This is a genomic window from Sorangium sp. So ce836, from assembly GCF_028553905.1.
Classification (GTDB): domain Bacteria; phylum Myxococcota_A; class Polyangia; order Polyangiales; family Polyangiaceae; genus Sorangium; species Sorangium cellulosum_D.
In genome coordinates this window covers 1,155,990-1,174,938 of the sequence record NZ_CP102233.1, presented here as the reverse complement: position 1 = coordinate 1,174,938, position 18,949 = coordinate 1,155,990, and the positions used below count along the sequence as shown (strand labels likewise).

The 18,949-nt window shown below is 76.0% G+C and carries 7 protein-coding genes; 2 read left to right on the top strand and 5 right to left on the bottom strand.

Annotated features, from left to right (window positions below):
* Positions 1 to 1,653: an NAD(P)/FAD-dependent oxidoreductase gene (locus tag NQZ70_RS04415; RefSeq protein WP_129573092.1), complete on the top strand. Its 1,653-nt coding sequence runs from the start codon at positions 1 to 3 to the stop codon at positions 1,651 to 1,653.
* An 18-nt stretch (positions 1,654 to 1,671) separates the two neighbouring features.
* Here the strand turns inward: NQZ70_RS04415 and NQZ70_RS04410 are convergent, their stop codons facing one another.
* From NQZ70_RS04410 to NQZ70_RS04390, 5 genes are all read right to left on the bottom strand, one after another.
* Positions 1,672 to 2,088 (bottom strand): YkgJ family cysteine cluster protein, encoded by a 417-nt coding sequence (locus tag NQZ70_RS04410; RefSeq protein WP_129573091.1) that lies wholly within the window; start codon positions 2,086 to 2,088, stop codon positions 1,672 to 1,674.
* Positions 2,089 to 2,247: 159 nt separating this feature from the next.
* A complete protein-coding gene (locus tag NQZ70_RS04405) occupies positions 2,248 to 8,001 on the bottom strand; it encodes a hypothetical protein (protein WP_272827781.1) in 5,754 nt (1,917 codons plus the stop codon).
* Positions 7,998 to 12,773, bottom strand: coding sequence for a hypothetical protein (locus NQZ70_RS04400; protein WP_129573088.1), 4,776 nt, complete (start codon positions 12,771 to 12,773; stop codon positions 7,998 to 8,000). The genes NQZ70_RS04405 and NQZ70_RS04400 overlap by 4 nt, the downstream gene beginning before the upstream one ends.
* A 449-nt stretch (positions 12,774 to 13,222) precedes the next feature.
* Positions 13,223 to 13,519, bottom strand: a complete 297-nt coding sequence (locus NQZ70_RS04395; protein ID WP_129573087.1) for a polyhydroxyalkanoic acid system family protein — start codon at positions 13,517 to 13,519, stop codon at positions 13,223 to 13,225.
* Between the two features lie 54 nt (positions 13,520 to 13,573).
* Positions 13,574 to 14,173 (bottom strand): peptidyl-prolyl cis-trans isomerase, encoded by a 600-nt coding sequence (locus NQZ70_RS04390; RefSeq protein ID WP_129573086.1) that lies wholly within the window; start codon positions 14,171 to 14,173, stop codon positions 13,574 to 13,576.
* Positions 14,174 to 14,457: 284 nt separating this feature from the next.
* On the opposite strand from NQZ70_RS04390, the gene NQZ70_RS04385 reads away from it, so the two are divergent.
* Entirely contained in the window at positions 14,458 to 18,948 is a 4,491-nt protein-coding gene (locus NQZ70_RS04385) for a tetratricopeptide repeat protein (RefSeq protein ID WP_129573085.1), read from the top strand.
* The last annotated feature ends 1 nt before the right edge of the window (position 18,949 follow it).

Sequence of the window (18,949 nt, the reverse complement as noted above, 5' to 3'; positions counted from 1 at the left end):
ATGAGAGACGCGGATACCGTCGTGATCGGATCAGGCGCCGGCGGGCTCACGGCCGCGCTCGCGCTCGCGCGCGCGGGACAGAAGGTGATCGTCGTCGAGCAGCACTACCTCCCTGGCGGGTGGACCCACAGCTTCTCGCTGGACGGTTATCTGTTCAGCCCGGGAGTCCACTACATCGGCGAGCTCGGCCCGGGAGGCGCCGTGCGGCGGCTCTACGAGGGGCTCGGCCTCTCGGAGGATCTCGAGTTCTGCGAGCTCAACCCGGACGGGCTCGATCACCTGATCGTCGGCGAAGCGCGGTTCGACGTGCCCAAGGGCTTCGAGCGGCTCGTCGCCCGGCTGACGGCGCGCTTCCCGCACGAGGCGGCGGGGATCGCGCGGTACTTCCGCGTCCTCCGCGGGCTGAGCGACGATCTCGGCCGCGTCGACGAGATGCTCGAGTTCCCGAAGGTGCTGCTCTTGCCGTTCAAGGCACCGAACCTCGTGCGCTGGGGCCTCCGCACCCAGGAGGATCTGCTGGACGCGACGATCCGCGACCCGCTGCTGCGCGCGTTCCTCGCCGCGCAGGGGGGAGATCACGGCCTCTCGCCGTCGCGCGTCGCGCTGCCGATCCACGCGAGCATCATTTGCCATTACCTCGAGGGCGGGTATTACCCGCGCGGCGGGGCCAGGCGCCTCCCGCTCGCGATGATCCGGGCGCTGCGCCGGCTCGGGGGGCAGGTGCGGATGCGCGCGCGGGTGAGGCGGATCGTCGTCGAGCGCGGGCGGGCGGCCGGCGTCGAGCTGGAAGGGGGCGAGATCTTGCGCTCGGCGAGCGTCGTCTCGAACGCGGACCCGGCGATCACCTACGGCGAGCTGCTCCCGCCCGAGCTGACCGCCCGCGAGCGCCGCAAGGTCGAGCGGATGGAGTATTCCGTGAGCCTGCTCAGCGTGTTCTGCGCCGTGGACATGGATCTGCGGTCGATGGGCTACGACTCAGGCAATTACTGGTGGTACCGCGGGAGCGACGTGGGCCGCATCTACGAGCGCGCGGAGCGCCAGCTGCCGCGCGGCGCGGTGGACGGGCTGTTCCTGACCATCACGACGCTGAAGGACCCGGGCCACCCGACGCGGGGCAATCACCACACGATCGAGATGTTCACGTTCGTGCCCCACGGCCCCTTCGCGCGCTGGGAGAAGACCCGCACGGGCGAGCGAGGGGCCGAGTACGACAAGCTCAAGGAGTCGCTCGGAGATCAGATGATCGCCGCGGCGGAGAACGTCATTCCCGGCATCTCCCGCGCGCTCGTGTTTCGCTCGGTGGCGACGCCGCTGACCAACGATTTCTACTGCGCCTCGCACCGCGGCGCCGCCTACGGCACCGCCAAGACGCCGTGGCAGCTCGGCCCGCTGTCGTTCTCCGTCAAGACGAGGATCCCGGGGCTGTACCAGTGCGGCGCGAGCACGCTGAGCCACGGGGTGGCCGGCGCCGCGATGTCGGGGCTCATGGCGGCGCAGCGCATCACCGGCGCGGCGCGCGCGGGGGACCTGCTCGGGCCGGCCGACGGATCGCTGCGGGTCTACCCCGCCGACCGGCCGGAGGAGTGGCTGCACGAGAAGAGGAGGGCCGTCGAGGCGCAGGCCGACGCGGACGAGCTCAACGAGACGACGTGAGCCCAGCGATCCGCGGAGCTAGCCCGCAGGCGTCCTGGACCGGAACGTGATCTGCACGAGCGGCATCACGTTGGGATCGTCCTGCGTCTCCCGCTCGAACTGGAGCACGTCGTAGTACCCGCACCGCGGCCTGCCGGGGTAGTCGCGGCAGACCTCCGGCCGAGCCTCGTAGATGGTGCAGCCGCGCGTCGTGAGATCGAGGAAGCGGCAGACACGGCCGAGCACCGGATCCGACTGCCGCCGGAGGATGCGCTCGCCGTTGTAGCGCTTCGTGAAGCGCTCCTCGGCGGCCTCGACCGTGAGGCCGAAGTGGCGGGCGAGCCGCCGCAGGTCGCGCGGCGTCACCTCGACCCGCTCGTAGATGGAGCAGCAGTAAGCCGGGCACTTCGAGCAGTCGTAAGAGACGCGGCGCTTCGCCTTGAGGGTCGTGGTCATGGATCGTGAGGGACGTGCGGCCGATGCCGGCGAGGAGAGGCGGCACGCTCGCTGGCGGGCAGCGGAGCATACGCGACCGCGCGAGCCTCCGCGACGGCGAAGCGCGCGCGACGGCGCGCGCTCAACATAGCGCGGCGGCGCGCGACGACGAGCGCGCGCTCACTCGGTGAACCCGAGCTGCTCCCGCGCCTCGGCCAGGCCGTCGCCCACGGCGAAGACGATGAGGTCGCGCGCCTCGGCGTTGCGCCCGATCCAGGTGACGCGATCCTTGCCCCCGGCGGGCGGCGCGTTCGTGTGGCCGCCCGACCACGCGATGCCCGTGAGGGCAATGTTGAGATCGCCCACCGCGAGGAACGCAGCCCGGTTCCCCCAGCCGTTGATCGCCGTGTTCAGCGTCGACGCCCGGTTGCCGATCGAGCCGATGACGTCGGCGGCGAGCACGCTGAGCTTCGGATCCACGCCGCCCGTCATCACCCGTTCGATCCGGCCCTGGTACTCGCGCAGGCGACCGGCGTCGGCGCCCTGCGGCGTCCACGAGGGCGTGAGCGCCTTCAGGTACGCCGCGAGCAACGGCCAGAGGTCGATCGGCGCCGTCCGCGAGAAGGCCGAGGCGTTGGTCTGGAGGATCTTGACGGCGCGGTGGATGAGGAAGAGCCGGACGTCCTCGCGCGGCGAGGCGACCAGGGCCTGCCCGAGGACGATCTTCGGCGGGCTCGAGGCGGCCGGGACGCAGACGGCGCCGAGCGCGGCCGTCACGTAGACCTGCAGGTTGGGCAGGCCGTACGCCGCCCCGACGCCGCGGGCGAGGTCGGTGATGTCGGCGTGCTGGGGCGGCAGCGGGGTCGCGCGGATCGAGTCGAGATCGAACGGCACCGCGGCGTCGAGCAGCGGGCCGGTCTTGAGCAGGAGCTCGCGGAACGCCGCGGTCATGAGCTCCGGCGCGAGGTGGACGTCGAGGCGGGCCGCGCCCGCGGCGTTGCCGGCGCCGCCCATCGCCGCGTCGCGGCCGTCGAGCGCGGCGACCGTCGCGCGCGCGATCCTCGAGGCGCCGGCGCGGCCGCGGAGCTCCGCGACCGTGGCGACCGTCGAGAACAGGTACGGCTCGAAGCGGCCGGTGCTCAGCGCGCGGCGGGCGTCGGCGAGGGCGCGATCGAGCAGGACACCCGCCGCGGAGGCCTGCTCGGTGCGCTGGTAGTAGCGGGCCAGCGCGCCGAGCGCGAAGTCGTCCTTGGGCCACGTCTTGCGGGCCGTGAGCAGCGTGGCCTCGGCCTTCTTCATGTCCCCCATCGACTCGTAGATCTCGGCGAGCTCCGCCGTGCGGCGGCACTTCTGCTCGGGCGCCTCCGCGGCGTTGATGAGGACGTTCTGCTGCTCGAGCGCGCGGGCGCCGTCGCCGGCGCGCTTGTAGAGCGCGACGAGGCGCTCGCGCGCGCTCACGTCGCCCGGCGCGCGCTTCAGGATCTCCTGGTAGGCGAGCTCGGCGCGCTCCGCGTTCGGGAGGTGCTCGTCGTAGAGCTCGCCGAGGCGGAGGTAGATCGCGACCTGCTTGTCGGGATCGGGCACGAGGCGCGCGAGCCGGATCCAGGCCTGCTCGGCGCCGGCCCAGTCGCCCTCGCCGGCGCAGACGTCCGCGAACGCGGACAGGGCCTCGACGTGGTCGGGGTTCGCGTCGAGCGCGGCGGCGAGCGCCCGCTTCGCCGCCGCCGCGTCGCCGACGTCGGCGAGCGCGCGGCCGCGGAGGACCTCCATCTCGACCCGCTCCGCCGGATCCGTCACCGCGTCGAGGCGGCGCTCGAGGAGGGCCGCCAGCTCGGCGCGCGCGCCCTCGGCGACGTAGATCGCCTTGAGCCGCGAGAAGACGTCGGCGTACGACGGGTCGACCGTGGCGACCGCCTCGAGGACGTCGCGGGCCCGCGCGGCGTTCTGGACCTTGTCCTGCCAGAGCACCGCCGCGGCGTAGAGCGAGTGCGCGCGCCCCTCGGAGCCGACGCTGGCGCCCGCCGCGGACTCGAGCGCGGCCGCGGCGGCGGCCGCGTCGTCGCCGCGCTCGAGCGCGTCGGCGAGATCGAGGTGCGCGACGAGGTAGTGCGGGACGAGCGTGATGGCGTGCCGGAAGAAGGCGACGGCGTCCTCGATCGAGCCGGCGAGGAGGGCGTCCTTGGCGGCCCGCACCGAGAGGGCGGCGGCCTCGGACGGGCGATCGGTGCGCTCGATGAGCTGGCGATCCGCCTCGATCGCGAGGGCGTGATCCGCCTTCGCGCGGGCGTGCGCGGCCATCTGGCGCAGCGCCCAGATGCCCCGGGGCTCGTTCCTGTACGCGATCTGGACCGGCTCGAGCGTCTCCTCCCACGGGAGCACGCGCAGGCGCAGCCGCGCCGACAGGAGCGCGTGCGCGATCGCCTCGGGGCCGTCGAGGACGCGCGCGATCTCGAGCGCGATGGGCTCGAGCTCCTCGTCGCGCCCCTCGCCGATGAGGTAGGAGGCGACCCGGCGGAGCGTCGGCAGGTGGTGCGGCGTCTCCTCCAGGATGGAGCGGCGCCAGAGCAGGGCGTTGCCGGGATCCTTGCGCCCGAGCTCGTCGAGCTCGGCGAGGCGCTCGTAGATCTCGAGGCGCTCCGCCGCGTCCGCCGCCTCGCGGGCGCGCGGGATCAGGGCGTCGACGAGCTCGCCGGCGCCGTGGCCGGCGACGGCCGCGCGGTAGAGGGCGATCGGCGCGAGCGCGTCGTCGCCCGCGGCGATCGCCTGGCGGGCCGACGCGGCGGCCTGCCCGAGATCGCCGGCGCGCTCGTGCTCGAGGGCGGCCTCGAGGGCGAGGCGCGCGGCCTCGACGCCCGTGGCGGCGCGGTCGTCGCCCTCGGCCGGGCCGTCGCCGCCCGGGTGGAGGGCGCGCATCAGCTCGGTGGCGCGCTCGGCGCGCCAGGCGGCGCGGTCGGCCGGGGGCTCGGGCGCGAGCCGCTCGAAGAGCTCGCGCAGGCCGATGTCCTGCGGGCGCGAGCGGTGCGCCGTCTCGAGGAGCGACGCGGCGGACGCGGGATCGGCCTCGGCGACGAGGAGCGCCTCGCGGACGAGGTCGTGGGCGCGCTCCAGCGGGTCGGTCGCGCTCTCGCGGCGGGTCCGGAGCCACTCGAGGAGGCCGTCGCGGTCCACGCGGGCGCGCGCGCTCCGCTCGCCGAGGTGGAGCGCGACGGGGAGCTTCGGATCGATCTGCGCGGCGCGCGAGAGCAGGCGCTCGCCCTCCTCGTTGTCGCCGGCGTCGAGCAGGCGGATCGCCGCCTCGGTGACGAGCACCGCGGCGCGCGGCCCCTCCTCGAGCGTGAGCGCGTGCTCCGCGAGGATGCGGGCCGCGCCGACGCCGCTCTCCTGCGCGGCGCGGGCGCGCGCGGCGCCCTCGTGCTGCGGATCGGCGGCGCGGGCGCGATCGAGGTCGCTCATGGCCGCCCGCTGATCCCCCGCGATCTCCGCGATCACGGCGGCGGCGAGCGCGCTGTCGCGCTCGGACGCGACCTCGCGGAGCGCCGCCACGGCCCTGGCGACGCGGGCGCCGCGGTCGCCGTCGAGATCGAGCTCGAGCGAGAGGGCGCGGAAGAGCGGGCTCTCGGGCGCGGTGTCGCCGTAGGTGACGACGGCGCGGGAGAAGGCGTCGCTCGCGTCGATGCCGCCCTCGGCCGGGACGGCCTCGCGGGAGAGCGCGCGGCCGAGGACCGCGGCGGCGCGGGCGCTCGGGCCGCCGAGGGCGCGCACGCCCCGCGGCGCGGGCGCCTCGGCCGCCGCGCCGCCGACGTCGCTCAGGGCGGCGCTCGCCGCGGCGCAGAGCGGCGCGAAGTCCGGATCGTCGGCGAGGGCGTCGAGCCACGGCTCGATCTCGCCCGCGGAGCCGCCGGCGAGCGCCGACAGGACGATGCGGTCGGCCGGCGAGAACGCGTCGCCGTCGTCGAGCGTCGCCTCGCGCGCGGCGGCGGCGTCGCCGAGCTCGATCGCCTGCGCGGCGAGGGCGCGCCGCGCCTGGCCGGCGTGCGAGCCGGCGGCGACGGCGCGGAGCGCGCCGAGCGCCGCCGGGCGGGTCTCCTTGCGCGCGGCGCTGAGCGCGGCGGTGAGCCACGCGACGCCGGGCGCGAGCGAGGTGCCGCGCAGGGGCTCGAGGCTCGCGAGGCCCTCGGAAAGGTCGCCGGCGCGGAGGTGGGCGCGGGCGCGGAGCAGCGCCTCGTACGGCGTGGCGGGGGCGGCGCGGCCGCGCGCCGGCCGCAGCGCGCCGCGGTGCGCGGCCACCTGCGCGCATGCCGCGGCGAGCGGCGCGAGCTCGGGCGCGTCGGGGAGGCGGAACTTCGCGATCGCGGCGGAGGCCTGGGCGTCCGAGTCCGGCGCGGCGAGCGCCTCGCAGAAGCGCTGGACGTGCGGGCGCGGATCGGCGGGGTGCATCCGGGCCGCGAGCTCCAGGCGCTTGTGCGCGCCGTCGGGATCGGCGAGCGAGACGCGGGAGAGCTCGGCGCCGAGCGCCAGGTTGTGGCAGCGCGCGGCCGGCGTCCCGAGGATGCGGGTCTCGGCCTCCAGCGCGTCGAGGGCGGCGGGCAGGTCCCCCTCGCGCATCAGGAGCCCGCGGAGCTGCCGGTGGGCGAAGATCAGGCTCGGGGCGAGATCGCGCGCCTCGGCGGCGATGGCGCGGGCGGTCGCGTCCTCCCCGGCCATCACGTAGAGCTCGGCGACGGGGAGCAGCGCGCGCGCCCGGGACGTCGGATCCTCGATGAGCTCGGCCTCGGCGCGGAGCCAGGCGGCGCGCGCCGCCCAGACGTCGCGCTGCTGCGACTGGACGAGGATCGCGCTCGCGTCCTGCTCGGCGTCGAACACGGACGCGGGCGGCGGGATCGACGGCAGCGGCGGGAGGCTCTCGGGCGCGCGTGCGGGCGCGGACGAGCGCGGCGGACCGAACGCCGAGCCGACCTCCGGCCTCCGGCTCGCGACGCGCGTCTGGGCGAGATCGTCCTCGTCGGCCTGCCCGTCGAGCAGGCTGGACTCGTCCACGAGCTCGCCGGGATCGCTCTCGATCGCGGCCTGGTCCCAGCGGCTCACCGGGGCGGACGGCTCGCCGGCGTACGGGCGGGTCGTGGGCCCGGGCTCGTCGAGCGCCTTCGTCTCCTCGTCGTCGAAGCCAGTCGTGTCCTCGTCGTCGACGTCCGGCGCCGCGGCGCGCCGGCTGCTGTTCACGAGGCTGAGCGGCGCGAACTCGAACGGGGAGTCGCCGCCGTCGGGGATGGGCGTGGCGCGGTCGCCCGGCTCGGCGGTGTCCTCGTCCTGCACCGGCTCCGGGCGCCTGGGCTGCGGCGGCAGCGGGGGCGGCGGGGGCGGCGCCGCGGCGGCGGGCTGCGGGCGCGGCGCCGCGGGCCTCGAGGACGCGGACGGCGCCGGGATCTTCGGCGTCCGATCGCCCGGCGCGAGATCGGCGGCGGGCGGCTTCACGTCGCTCGGCCTGCCCGAGCGCGGCGGGGCCGCGGGGCGGGGCAGCGACGGGGGCCGCGGCGGCGGGATGGGGGGCGAGGCGCCCCGGCGCGCGCCGGGCAGCGCGGGCGCCGAGGTGACGACCCCGTCGTCGGCGTCGTCGGCGCGCTGGTCCTCGAAGAGCATGTCGAGGAGCGCGTCGCTCTCCCCGGCGCTCTGCGCCGGCCGCGCGGGCACGGGCACCGGCTCGCGCGAGAACAGCTGCTTCAGGCCGCCCTCGCCGACGCGCTCGCCCTCCTCGGCGCGGATCGACTTGATGAGCTCGTCGGGGATCTTCGCGAGGAGCGTGGCCTCCTCGACGTCGCCCTCCGAGACCGCCGCGCCGTACATCGCCGGCGGCGGGACGGTGATCTTCTCCTGCGACGGGGTGCCCTCCTCGCCGCCGTTGCCAGAGGAGCTCTTGGATTGCGGATTCTTGCTCACCGGACCCCCATCCCGAGCTTCTTTCGGAGCTCGAGGTAGCTCTGCGACAGGACGAACGCGACCAGCTGGCGCGCCCGGTCGCTCTCGGCGACGACGCCGCCGAGCTGCTCGCGCGGGGTGTTGAGGATGTCCGAGAGGACCAGCGAGACGTCGCCGGCGGCGATGACGGCCATGCGATCGATGCTCCTGCGGGCGGCCTGCGCCCAGCGGTGCGGGTCCTGCTGGCTCGAGACGATGCGCTGGCACACCTCGGCGATGGCCTTCCGGGTCGCGCGCGACATCTCCTTGTGGATGGCGCGCGAGACCTCGCCGAAGACGGCGTAGGGCGGCTGGGGGACCGCGAAGCCCGCCTCGATGCACGCCGCCGCGACGAGCGAGGCGACGGTGTTGTCGTCCCGGGTCCGGAGCGAGGTGATGCCCCGGCGCAGGGCGAACGCCTCTCGCGCGATCGCCGAGCGCGAGGCGGCGTCGAGCGGCGTCGTGATCTCGGGGCCGAGCACGAGCGCCGGCAGCTGGCCGTAGACGCCCGTCGCGCCGCGCGGGCTCGGGCCGCCGACGTAGAGCTCGAAGTCGGTCTCGAAGCTGAGCGCGCCCATCCACTCGGCGACCGCGACGCGCAGCGGGTGGCCGCCGCGCGCCTCGATGCGGTCCTTCTTGCCGACGCCGAGCGACACGAGCGAGGGGCCGAGCGCCATGGAGATGGTCTCGGCCATCTTCGCGAACAGCTCGCCGACCGGCCCGCTGTCGAGCGGATCGGCGATGTCGGCCATGGCCTTGGCGTCGAGGGCGATCTGCGGCCGCGCCGGGACGCGGGCGTCGATCTTCCTGAGCTCCGCGGAGATGCCGTCGTCGATCCGGCCGAGCGCGACCAGCGCGCCGAGCGTGGCCTGCCGGAGCGGCGCGTCCTGCCCGGCGCCGGCGATCTTCGCGAGGAGCGCGACCCGGTCCGCGTCGATCGGGTCCGACGCGAGCGCCTGGATCAGCGTCGCCTTGGCGCGGCCGAGCACGCGGGTGCGGAACGCCGGATCGTAGTCCGTCGTGAGGACGAGATCGATCGCCTCCCCGTCGTCCGGGGCCTCCTCGAGGAGCTTCGCCGCCGCCCGCTCCGCGCGGCGGGGCGCGCGGAGCTGGTCCCGGTAGATGGCCATCGCGAGCCGCGCCGCCTCGATGCGCCCCTCGGGCGCGTCGCGCTCGACCATGAGCTCCTCGAGCAGGCGCGTGGCCTCCTCCCAGGCGCCGACCCGGGCGGCGACCCGCACGAGGCGCTCGCGGACCGGGAGCGTCGACAGCCCGGCGCGGTGCAGGCCGACCAGCACCTCCAGCGCCTTGTCGTGCTCGCCGAGCTTCTCGTAGGCGTCGACCGCCGTGATGCCCGACATGAGGCGCTGCTCCCCGGGCGCCTTCGCGACCCGCGAGAGCTCGGCGTAGAACGCCGCCGCCTGGCCGAGGTCGCCCTGCGCCTTCGAGATGTCGGCCGAGAGCGCGAGCGCGCCGATGTGATCCGGCTCGAGCAGCGTCACGTTCTCGAGCGCGGCGAGCGCCTCGTCGAGCTTGCCCTTCTTGCGGAGCACGCGCGCGCGCTCCCAGAACAGCTTGCAGATCTCGAGGTCGTTGTCGGCCACGCCGAGCCGCCGCTCGATGATGTCGAGCAGCCGATCGTCCTCGTTGCGCGCGCGGACCCGGCGGAACAGCCGGTCGAAGGCGACGCCGCGCCGCGGGTCGCGCGCGAAGGCGCGGTCGAAGGCGATCTCGGCGTCGTCGTGCGCCTCGGTGTGCTGGAGGAGCAGGAGCCCCGCGCTCTCCCAGAACCCCGCGCCGCGCGCGTCGTCCTTGCAGAGCGCGCCGAGCTGGGCCGAGGCGAGCGCCGTCGACACCGGGTCGCGCAGCGCCTCGGACGTGGCGCGGACGCCCTCCCAGGCGGCGACGTCGTCGGGCCTCCGCTCGACCACCGCGCGGAACGCGGCGAGCGCGCGCTCGTGATCGCCGGCCGCGAAGTCCGACCAGCCCGCGAGGGAGAGCGCGGTGAGCTGCGCGTCCTCCCCGAGCGCGTCGCCGAGCCCGTGCAGCGCGGCGGCGCGGCGCCGCGGATCGCAGCCCGGGAGCGCGAGCTCCAGGTTGGCGAGCTGCGCGGGCGCGTGCTCGCCCGACAGGAACGGGCGCGGCAGGTTCGGCTGGTCGAGCGCGCCGACGAGCGCGGCCGAGGCCTCCATCGCCGCGCGGGCCTCGCCCTCCATGTGGCGCGCGAGGGCGCTCCGGGCGGCGACCTCGGCCTCGCGGTCCTCGGCGCCGAGCGCCGCGCCGAGCCACTCGAGCTCGGCGTGCGGGCTCGGGTCGGCCGCGGCCCACGCCGCCGCGCGCGCCGCGGTGCGCGCGCGGTCGTGGTCGAGCGTGCGCGCGAGGCGGAAGCGCTCGGCGTGCGCGATGGACGTGGCGCCGTCGCCCCGCTCCTCGATGTAGTCGAGCGCGCGCTCGACGGCGCTCCGCTGCTCGAGCGCCGGCTGCCAGAGCAGCCGCCCGAGCGCGGCGGCCAGGGCGAGGTCGTCGCTCGCCTGCGCCTCCAGCGCCTCGAGCGTCGCGAGCGCCTCGTCGGCGTCGCCGCCCTCGGCCGCGCCGATCTCGAGGCCGAACCGCGACAGCGCGAGCGCCGCCGGGTCCTCGCCCGCCTCGCCCGCCACCTCGAGGGCGCGGCGCCGGCTGAGGAGATCGCTCGCCTCGTGGCCGCGGAGCGCCCAGGTGAGCGCCGTCGCGCCCGCCCGCGGCGCCTTGCCCCGCGCCGCCTCGAGCTCCTCGACGGCGCGCCCGCGCTCGCCGGCGCGCCAGAGCAGGATGGCCGCCTCGATGTGCAGCGCCGCCGACAGATCGGCGTCGTCGATCGCCGCGGCGCACGTCGAGAGCGTCGCGGCCGCGGAGGCGGGGCTCCCGGCGCGCCGCTCCAGCTCGGCCAGGAACACGGCGACGACCTCGTCGTCCGCCGACTGCTCGAAGAGCGCGCGGAGCCGGCTCCGCGCGCGATCGAGCTCGCCGCTGCGCGCGCTGCGCAGGGCCGCGACGAGCCACAGCCCGCGCGCGGTCTCCGGGCCCTCGACCTCCGCGAGCGCCTCGATCACCGTCGGCGAGCGCCGCGGGCCGGGGGCGCCGGGCTCGTCGCCGCGCTCGCGCCGGCTGCGGACGAGATCGACCGCGAGGGCGCCGAGCGCCCGCCCGAGCCACGCGTTCGGCGCGGCGCCGCCGTCGTCCGCGCCGGCGGCGGCGAGCTCGGCGAAGGCGCCCTCGGCGCCGTCCGCGTCGCCCCGGAGCAGGCGGCTCCTGCCGATCTCGAACCACAGGCTCGCCTTCTCGGCCGGGTCGACGCCGGTCGAGAGCAGCCGCTTCGTCGACTCCTCGTACCAGGCCGCGTCGCCGCGGAGCGCCGCGAACGACCGCCCGAAGCGCGCGAGCACGCCCGGGTGCACGCCGGCCATGCCGGCCTGCGACAGGGCGTCCTTCGCGGCGCCGACGTCGTCCGTCCGCACCGCCCAGACGTAGGCCGCGAGGAGCAGCGCGCGCCCCCTCGCCTCGTCGCTGCCGTACGACGCCGCCATCGCCTCGAGCGAGGCCGCGAACGCGGACGGGTCCTGCCCGTCGCCGAGCAGATCGATCTCCAGCGCGCGCGCCGGGATGCACTGCGGGTCGGCCGTGAGCGCGCTCCGGAGCGCCGCGAGGGCGGCCTCGCGGTCGCTCGCCAGCGCCGCGGCCTCGGCGATGCGGAGCCACAGCGCCGCGGCGCCGGGCCCGCTCGCGCCGCGCGCGATCTCCTGCTTGGCCAGGCCGGCGGCGGCCTCGGCCTCGCCGGCGGCCTCGAGGGCGGCGATGCGCGCCCGCCCGAGCAGCGCCGACCCGGGCAGCCGCTCCGCGGCCCGCTCGAGGAGCGACGCGAAGCCGCCCGTGCCCGCGCGCTGCGTCAGCTCGGCGGCGCGGAGCCACGCGTCGGCCGCGTACTCCGGCTTGCGCATGTACCGCGGGACGCCGTTGGCCTCGCCGCTCGCCTCGTCGTCGAGCGCGTCGGCGATGAGCTCCGCCTGGCCCTCGAGGGCGCGCGCGAGCGCGCCGAGGTCCTCCTCGCGCCGCGCGATCGCCTCGAGCGCGAGCTGCGACCGGAAGCGCGCCCGCCCCTCCAGGGCGGCGGCCGCGTCGAGCAGCTCGTAGGCGCGCTCCACGTTCTCGGTCGCGGCGGCGAGGTCGGCGAGCTCGATGAAGAGCAGCCCCTTCCACGTCGCGTCGGTCGCGAGCTCGGCGCGGGCCTCGATCGCGCGCATGCGGCCGGCGAGGTCCCCCTCCTTGGCCGCGATGAGCTCGAGCTCGAGCCACGGCGTCGCGTCCTCCGGGTTGCTGAGCGCCGCCTCCTCGAGCGCCTCCTTGGACGCCGCGAGGTTCTGCTCGTGGTCCTGGAGGTACGCCGCGCGCTCCCAGAACGCGCGCGCCCGCTCCTCGGGCGTGGCCGCGGCGCGCGTGAGCGCGTCGAGCAGCTTGCCGAGGTTCTTGATCGACTTGCGGCGCGTGAGGATGCGGACCAGCGCCTCGAGCGGCTCGCGGAACTGGGGATCGGCGTTGAACGCGGCGAGGTAGTCGCGCGCGGCCGTCGGCTCTTCGCCGAGCGCCTCCTCGAGCGCGCCGAGCTCGTGCAGCAAGAGCGCCTGGAGCTGTCGCTCCGGTTGGTCGCCTTGTTCCGCGCGGAGCCGCGCGATCAGGGCCGTCATGCTCTCCACGTGCCCTTCGGGTACCTGAACCGTCATCTCGCTCGCGTCGCCTCCGAAGGGGGTCTCATCTGTGCGCAACGCATGACGATGGCGGAGAGTAGCGAACCGAACGTCGCGGAGTAAAGCTCGCCGGGCGGGGGTGGGCTCGGTCGGCGCCGCGCGCGCGGCCGCTCCTCGGGCGTGGCCGCGCCGCGCGTGGCCGCGGCCTCCGCGCGCGCCCCTGGAAAGCGAGGAGCTCGCGGGCGCTGCCACGCGCGATCGGCGCGGCGCTTCGGGTGGAGGTCGCTCGCCGGCGCGGGCCTGCGCGGGCGATGGAGATGGAGAGAGGGAGGCGAGGACGACGGGGCGCGGGGCGACGATGCGCCTCGGGCAGCCGCGCGGCCCGCGTCGGCGCGGCGGCCCGCGTCGGCGCGGCGGCCCGCGTCGGCGCGGCGGGCGATCGAGGTGCCGGGGCGCGCCCTCCGGGTCGAGCCCGGCCGCCGCGGCTAGGCCTTGGAGAGCACGGCGTCGAGCTTCTCGTTGACCTTCGACTCGACCATGCCCTTCATCGCCTTCAGCAGGAACGGGAGATCGATCTCCACCTGGACGGCGGAAGCCTCGACGCGCACGAGGCCCGTCGTGCCCTTCGCGGCGCCGCCCGGGGCGTCGAACCGGATGAGATCGCCGTCCCATCGCCACCGGATGCCGAGCTTGTCCTCCATGCCCCGCGCGAGCTCTTCCGCGCGCTTCTTGGCATCGTCCTTGGTGAGCGCGTGCTGCCGGCGGATCTCGATCGTCGCCATACGGTATCTCCACTCGTTCGCGCGCGCGGCGACGCGCCGCGCGGTAGGCCCTACTTACTCGATCCGCCGCGCGATCCAAAAGCCGCGCGGCGTGTCGACCGGGCCGCTCACGCCCCCCTTGGGGAGGCTGAACAGCTCGTACTCCGGGGCGGGCTCGAGCACGCCGCGCGGGAGGTAGCCGAGATCGTCGGTCGAGCCCTTGTCCCCCTTGTCGACGGCGGCCTTGAAGTCCGTCTTGGCGACCTCGGCGAGCTCCCTGGCGAGCGCCAGCGCGGCGTCCTTGGAGCGCGCGCTCTGCGGCGCGCCCTGCGCCCCGCGGTACTGGACCAGCACCACGCCGAAGCGCACCTTCTTCGGCGCCTCGGCCGACAGCGCGGGCGGCGCCTCGCCCGAGAGGAGCGTGACGCCCGCGTCGGATCGCACGGCCAGCTCCGGGCCGCGCTCCTGGACGAGCTCCTCTGCGCCAGCGTCGGTCCCGGCGTCGCCGTCGCCGGCCGCCGTCGCCGCGGGCGAGCCCGCGTCGGCGTCGGCGTCGGCGCCCGCGTCGGCGGGCGCGCTGGCCGCGCCGCGCCCCTTCGGGCCGCCGTTCGCGATGACGAACGCCAGCGCGCCCGCAAAGAAGAGCGTGTAGATGACCGCCGTCGAGCGCTGCATGGGCGGCAGCGCGTTAGCACAAGTGCAGGACGCTTGGCGAGGCCTTCACGCCGGCGCCGTCCCGGCTTTACGCCGGCGCCGTCCCGGCTCCACGCCGGAGACAAGCGCGCGATATGCCCGAGGAAATCGCCGATTTGAGGACGGCCGGTAGAAGAGGCGATCCAAGGACCACAAGCCCTGCTAGTAAGGAGAGCGGATGTCGGGGCATCCCGGCCTTTCGCAGGCCGAACGAGCGTGAAGGCGCCTGCGGAAGCACTCGCAGCGCCGGCATTGGGTCGGGGAGCATGATCAAGGTCGAGTGCGACGGATGCAAATCGCCGTACCAGGTCGACGAGAAGCGCGTTCCCCCTGCGGGGCTCAGGATGCGCTGTCCGAAGTGCGGCACGAGCCTGCTGGTGACCAAGGGGGGCGCGAGCGCTGCGCCTGCGCCGACGCCTGCGCCTGCGCCGACGCCCGCGCCGCGGGCTGGAGCGGGAGGCTTGCAGCTCTCGGAGCGGAGCGCGCCGGCGCCGCACGACGACGCCGATCTGCCCGTGGCAGCCCCGGAGGACGTCGCGTTCCCCGCGGTCGCGCCGCCTCGGCGTCCGGGGCCGGCGCCGGTGGCCACGCCGCCGCGCCGCGCGGCGACCACGGTCCCCCAGCGGCCCGCGCCGCCCGCGCCGCCCGCGCCGGCTCCTGAGCCGCCGGGCCCGGAGGTCTTCGGCGAGATCGGCCTGCCCGACGTCCCCGATCGCCCGGCCCCGTCCGATCGGCGAAACGCCAAGACCGTGCCGCAGCGGCGCGGCTTCGGCGAGATCGACCTCATGGTCGAGCTCCCGAGCCCGACGGACGCCGAGGTGCAGGGGCTCGATCCCGACGACCTGCCGGTCGTCTACGGCAACGCGCCCGCCGCGCCGGCGCCGCTCTCGGCGCGATCGCGCGCGCAGTCGCGCACCGCGCCGGCGACGCCCACCGCGTTCGCCGAGACCGACCTGCCGGCGCGGGTCGATCCGCTCCCTCCGAGCAGCCGGCGCACCCTCGGGTTCGGCCTGCGGGACTCGCGGCCGAGCGCTCCTTCGACACCCGGCGCACCCGGCGCGCCCGGCGCGCGCGACTCCGGGGCCGCCTCGCAGCCGCTCGGCCGCGGGCGCACCCGCGGGATGGGGGACGTCGCGCCCCCGCGCGTGGCCCCGGAGTACGACTTCGGAGACCTCGACGACGACGCGCCCCTGGCGCCTCCGGCGCGCTCCAGCAGCGGCTCCATGTCGTTCGGCTTCGGCGAGCTCGAGCTGCCGCTCGAGGGCGACGGCGAGGCCGAGCTGCCCTCGCCCTCCTCGGGCGACCTGCCCATCGTCGCCGGCGATCTGCCGAGCTCGGTGCCGGGCGTCATCGGCATGCCCGCCCCGTTCCCGGGCGCGGGCCTGCCCTCGCCGGCCTCTGCCCCGCTCCCCTCGCCGGTCCGCGCGGGGCTCCCGGCCCCGGCGTCCGCGGGCTACCCCGCCCCGGCGCCCGCGGGCTACCCCGCCCCGGCGTCCGCGGGCTACCCCGCCCCGGCGCAAGCAGGCTTCCCGGCCACGGCCCCCGCGGGCTTCCCCACGAAGGCCACCGGCCCCGCCCTTCCCACGAAGGCCACCGGCCCCGGCTTGCCCGCCGGACCGGGCACCATCGTCGGCGCCGAGCTCTTCGATGAGGCCCCGCCGGACTACGACGACTCGCGCGTCGGCGCCGCGTTCCAGGCGCCCGGCCCGCGCCCGCTCCCGCCGACGCCGCCCGAGCCCCCGAGCAGCGGCGCCATGCCGCCGGCCGACTTCGGCCCGAGCGCCGGCGCCATGCCGCCGACCGACTTCGGCCCGAGCAGCGGCGCCATGCCGCCGGCCGACTTCGGCCCAAGCAGCGGCGCCATGCCGCCGGCCGACTTCGGTCCGAGCGCCGGCGCTGGTGCTGCGGCCGGCTTCGGCCGGAGCACCGGCGCCATGCCGCCGGCCGACTTCGGTCCGGGCGCCGGCGCTGGCGCTGCGGCCGGCTTCGGCCGGAGCACCGGCGCGATGCCGCCGGCCGGCTTCGGCCGGGGCACCGGCGCGATGCCGCCGGCCGATTTCGGCGACGAGATCGCGCTCGGCGAGGGCGTGACCCAGCTCGCCACCGGCGCCGCGCCCGCCGCCTACGATCCGTCCGACCGCTCCGCGAACTTCACGCAGACGCAGATGGACGCCGACGATCGGGGCATCGAGCTCAGCGAGCCGCACCCGAGCGTCGGCGACGAGGTCGATCTCACGGGCGCGGGCACCGAGATCGGCGACCTGAGCGCCGGGACGGAGGCGCAGGTCGAGAAGCCCGCGCCTGTCCAGGAAGCCCCGCAGCAGAAGTCGAAGATCAAGCGCTACGTCGTCGCGGCGCTCGCCGTCGCCGCGGTCGGCGGCGGCGCGCTCGCGCTCGTCCCGGACGTCGGCGCCTTCGGCGTGAACCTCATCAGCGACCGGCTCAACGTCTTCGCGCACGAGGCGGCGCTCGCCGATCTCCGGCAGCGGACCCAGTCCGCCCTCGCCAAGGACACCGCCTCGGCCGCGAACGGCGCGCTGAGCGACGCGAAGTCCACGCGCGCGAACGCGCCCCGCCACCGGCCGACCATGGCCTACGCCGCGTACGTCGCCTTCGCGCGCAGCATCCGCTTCGGGCACCGGACCGTCGACGACGCCTTCGGCAAGGAGATGGTCGCGCTCGCGGGCTCCCGCCCGGGCGACCTGCTCACCCTCGCCGTCGCGGCGCAGGACGCGGCCACGGGCCAGCTCCCCCGCGCGCGAGAGGCCGCGCAGGCGCTCGGCGCCCAGCTCAAGGACGACGTCGACGTCGCCGTCCTCGCCGCCGAGATCGAGCTGCTCGCCAAGGACGCGCCCAAGGCGACCGCGGCGTGGCAGCGCGCGCGCGAGCTGCAGAAGAGCGCGCGCACGCTGTTCGGCACGGCCCGGGCGCAGCTGCTCGCCGGCGACGCGTCCGGCGCCGAGGCGAGCGCCAGGAGCGCGCTCGAGGCGTCGCCGGACCACGTCGGGGCCCGCACCCTGATCGCGTCGCTCGTCTGGCAGACGCCGGGCCGCGAGCAGGAGGCGATCGAGCTGCTCGGCAAGGTCACCGGCGAAGGCTCGGTCCGGGCCGCCGCGAGCGACCCCGAGATCGTCGAGGCGTACACGCTGCTCGGCACCATCCACCTCGCGCGGTCGCGCATGAGCGCGGCCGAGCAGGCCTTCGCCGCCGCGGTGAAGATCGACCCGCAGGCGGTGCGCGCGCTCATCGGCAACGGCGAGGTCCTCTACCGGTCCGGCCGCTACTCCGAGGCGCAGGCGCGCTTCGAGGCCGCGGCCCGCGCCGACGCGCAGAACCTCGGCGCGCACATCGGCAAGGCGAAGACCTGGCTCGCGCAGGAGCGCATGAAGGAGGCGAAGGACCTCCTGAAGGGGCTGCAGAAGACGCACGCGGCCGATCCGCAGGTCGCCTACTGGATCGGGCGCACCGAGCTCGCGCTCGGCAACAAGAAGGAGGCCGAGCAGGCGTACCTCGACGCGGTGAAGTCGAGCGAGAACCGGCCGGAGGTGGTCGACGCTTACGTGGCGCTGTCCTCGCTCTTGTCGAGCCTGGGCCGCAACGAGGCGGCGGCGGCGAAGCTGTCGGAGGCGACGGCGAAGTTCCCGGACCTGCCGGCGCTCCACAAGGCGAAGGCCGAGGTCGCGCTCCAGACCGGGAGGAACGAGGAGGCGCGGCAGGAGCTCGAGCTCGCGCTCGCCAAGGAGGACGACCTCGGCAGCCAGTTCAAGCTGGGGGTGGCCTACCGCCGCCTGCGCCGGTTCGAGGACGCGGCGCGGCTCTTCGACAAGGTCACGGCGGCGGACAAGGACTACCCCGGCCTGGCGCTGGAGCGAGGGCTCCTGTTCGAGGAGACCGGGCAGAGCGAGCGCGCGCTGGAGATGTACGCGGACGCGCTCCGCAAGGCGCCGAACGACGTCGATCTGAAGCTGCGCGTCGGCTCGACCCAGGTGATGGCGGGACACGCGAGCCAGGCCGAGCCCATCCTGCGCGAGGTGATCCAGAACCGCCCGAACTCCGCCGAGGCGAACCATTTCCTCGGCCGCGCGCTCCTCGGGCGCGGCACGAACATGGCCGAGGCGCTGCGCTTCTTGGAGCGCGCCGCGGAGATCGACCCGAACCGCGCCGAGTACCACCTCTACGTCGGCTGGGGCGCCAACGAGACGGGCCAGACCGCGCGCGCGGAGATGGCGCTCAAGCGGGCGCTGGAGCTCGACGCGGAGCTCGGCGACGCTTACTGGCAGCGCGGCGTCCTCTTGCAGAAGCAGGGGGCGAGCCGCGACGCGCTGGCGGATCTGCAGATCGCGCTCCAGAAGCGGCCGTCGCGCTACGAGGCCTACGCCACGATGGCGCTCTGCTACCAGGATCAGGGCAACTGGGCGGCCGCGGAGGAGGCGTGGCGCAAGGCGATCGCGGCCAACGACAAGGTCCCCGAGTGGCACTACCGGCTCGGCAAGATCTACGCGTCGCGCGGCAACCGGGCCGGGGCCGCGGCCGAGATGGAGCAGGCGGTCACGCTGGGCGAGGCGCCGGAGCGCTCGACCCCGCCGTGGCTGTTCGACGCGCACTTTCTCCTGGCCGAGGCGCTCCGCGCGACGAACGACCGCGAGAAGGCCATCCGTCACTACCAGCGCTTCCTGGAGACGGCGCCGACCGACAACGCCTACCGGCGCGACGCGCAGCAGGCGCTGGAGAGCCTGGGGGCGGGCAAAGGGCGGTGAG

Bases quoted from the DNA above. Each gene is read 5' to 3' on its own strand.
- NQZ70_RS04400 (WP_129573088.1), bottom strand. From the start codon at position 12,773: ATGACGGTTCAGGTACCCGAAGGGCACGTGGAGAGCATGACGGCCCTG.
- NQZ70_RS04390 (WP_129573086.1), bottom strand. From the start codon at position 14,173: ATGCAGCGCTCGACGGCGGTCATCTACACGCTCTTCTTTGCGGGCGCG.
- NQZ70_RS04410 (WP_129573091.1), bottom strand. From the start codon at position 2,088: ATGACCACGACCCTCAAGGCGAAGCGCCGCGTCTCTTACGACTGCTCG.
- NQZ70_RS04415 (WP_129573092.1), top strand. From the start codon at position 1: ATGAGAGACGCGGATACCGTCGTGATCGGATCAGGCGCCGGCGGGCTC.
- NQZ70_RS04395 (WP_129573087.1), bottom strand. From the start codon at position 13,519: ATGGCGACGATCGAGATCCGCCGGCAGCACGCGCTCACCAAGGACGAT.
- NQZ70_RS04385 (WP_129573085.1), top strand. From the start codon at position 14,458: ATGATCAAGGTCGAGTGCGACGGATGCAAATCGCCGTACCAGGTCGAC.